Source organism: Novosphingobium sp. 11B, assembly GCF_054589055.1.
The window spans coordinates 1-2183 of record NZ_BAAILP010000075.1; the positions used below are offsets into that span (position 1 = coordinate 1).

At 69.4% G+C, this 2183-nt stretch carries 2 protein-coding genes; both read left to right on the forward strand.

What is annotated here, in order from left to right; translation table 11 throughout:
• Positions 1-1452: cobaltochelatase subunit CobN (locus tag ACYPYD_RS06785; protein ID WP_459662567.1), on the forward strand; the 1452-nt coding region annotated here is incomplete at its 5' end.
• Between the two features lie 2 nt (positions 1453-1454).
• Positions 1455-2063, forward strand: coding sequence for a cob(I)yrinic acid a,c-diamide adenosyltransferase (cobO, locus tag ACYPYD_RS06790; protein WP_459662568.1), 609 nt, complete (start codon positions 1455-1457; stop codon positions 2061-2063).
• The last annotated feature ends 120 nt before the right edge of the window (positions 2064-2183 follow it).

The following is a 2183-nucleotide window of genomic DNA, read 5'->3' on the forward strand; positions in this document are numbered from 1 at the left end:
CCGGGACCGCTGGCCGTGAACAGCCTACTCATCGGCGCGCCCGGCAATGTCCCGCCCCAAGTTTTGCCAGCGGTCCCGGATCAAGTCCGGGACGACGACCTGCCGCGCACCGCCGCCGTCCTCCACGCCATCGCCGCCGACCTCGCCCCGCGCGTGGACGCCTGCGGCCCCGCTGAAAGCGCCGCCCTGCTCGCAGGGCTCGACGGCCGCTTCGTCCTGCCCGGACCCTCTGGCGCCCCCACGCGCGGCCGCCCGGACGTGCTGCCCACCGGGCGCAACTTCTACTCGGTCGATACCCGCGCGGTGCCCACCGCCGTCGCCTGGGATCTCGGCCAGCGCTCCGCAGAGCTGCTGGTGGAGGACTACCTCCAGCGCGAGGGCGAGTATCCGCGCGCCATCGCGCTCTCCGCATGGGGCACCGCCAACATGCGCACCGGCGGCGACGACATCGCGCAGGCCCTCGCGCTGATGGGCGTGCGCCCGCGCTGGGAGTGGACCTCGGGCCGCGTCACCGGGTTCGAGATGATGACGCTCGCCGAACTGGGCCGCCCGCGCGTGGACGTGACCTTGCGCGTCTCCGGCTTCTTCCGCGACGCCTTCCCCGAGCAGATGGACCTCATCGACAGCGCCGCCCGCGCCGTCATGGCGCTGGAGGAAAGCGCCGAGGACAACCCCGCCGCCGCCCGCCACCGCGCCGAAACCGCGATGCTCGCCGCTGAAGGGCAGGACGAAACCGTCGCCGCCCGCCGCGCCGGAGCCCGCGTGTTCGGCTCGAAACCGGGGGCCTACGGCGCCGGTCTGCAGGCGATGATCGACGAGAAGCTGTGGCATGACCGCGCCGACCTCGCGAACGTCTACCTCGACTGGGGCAGCTATGCCTATGGAGCCGGGATCGAGGGCGATGCCGAACGCGATCTCTACGCCGCGCGGCTGACCCAGGCCGACGCGGTGGTCCAGAACCAGGACAACCGCGAGCACGACCTGCTCGACAGCGACGATTACTACCAGTTCGAGGGCGGCATCGCCGCTGCGGTCGAGCACCTGAAGGGCCGCGCGCCGGTCAGCTACCACAACGACCACTCGCGCCCCGAACGCCCCGTCATCCGCACGCTGGCGGACGAAATCGGCCGCATCGTGAGGGGCCGCGTGACCAACCCCAAGTGGATCGCGGGCGTCATGCGCCACGGCTACAAGGGCGCGTTCGAAATCGCCGCCTCGGTGGACTACCTCTTCGCCTTCGCCGCGACGACCAGCGCGGTGAAGGACCACCACTTCGACGCCGTCCACGCCGCCTTCATCGAGGATGAGGCGGTGCGTGACTTCATGGCGCAGGCCAACCCCGCCGCGCTTCGCGAAACCGCCGCGCGGCTGGCCGAGGCGCTGGAGCGCGGCCTCTGGAAACCCCGATCGAACAGCGCGGGCCTGCTGCTCGCCCAAGTCTCAGGAGCATGATGATGGCCGAACGCACCGACGAACAGCACGCCGAGAAGATGAAGAAGAAGCAGGCCGCGCATGACCGCATCATGGCGGGCAAGACCGTGGAAAAGGGCCTGCTGATCGTCAACACCGGCAAGGGCAAGGGCAAGACCACGGCCGCGCTCGGCATGGTGGTGCGCATGATCGGGCATGGGAAGAAAGTGGGCGTCGTCCAGTTCGTAAAGGGCGCGATGACCACCGGCGAGAAGGCCGTCTTCGATGCCTTCCCCGACAACGTCGAGTTCAAGGCCATGGGCGAAGGCTTCACCTGGAACACCCAGGACCGCGCCCGCGACATCGCCCTCGCCCGCGAGGCGTGGGACGAGGTGAAGCGCATGGTCGCCGATCCGGCCTACGACATGGTGCTGGCGGACGAGCTGAACATCGTGCTGCGCTATGACTACCTGCCGCTTGAGGAAGTGCTTGAGGTGCTGACCGCGCGTGCGGAGATGAAGCACGTCGTCGTGACCGGACGCAATGCGCCGCAGGGGCTGATCGACACGGCCGATCTCGTGACGGAAATGACGCTGGTGAAGCACCCCTTCCGCGAGCAGGGCGTGAAGGCGCAGACGGGGATCGAGTTCTGATGCACGCCTCTCGTCGTCCCGGACTTGATCCGGGACCGGTGGCTGTCTTTAGGCGCACGTTCGCAGCGCGCGCGGTGAGATGGGCTGGTCACGGCCAGCGGTCCCGGATCAAGTCCGGGA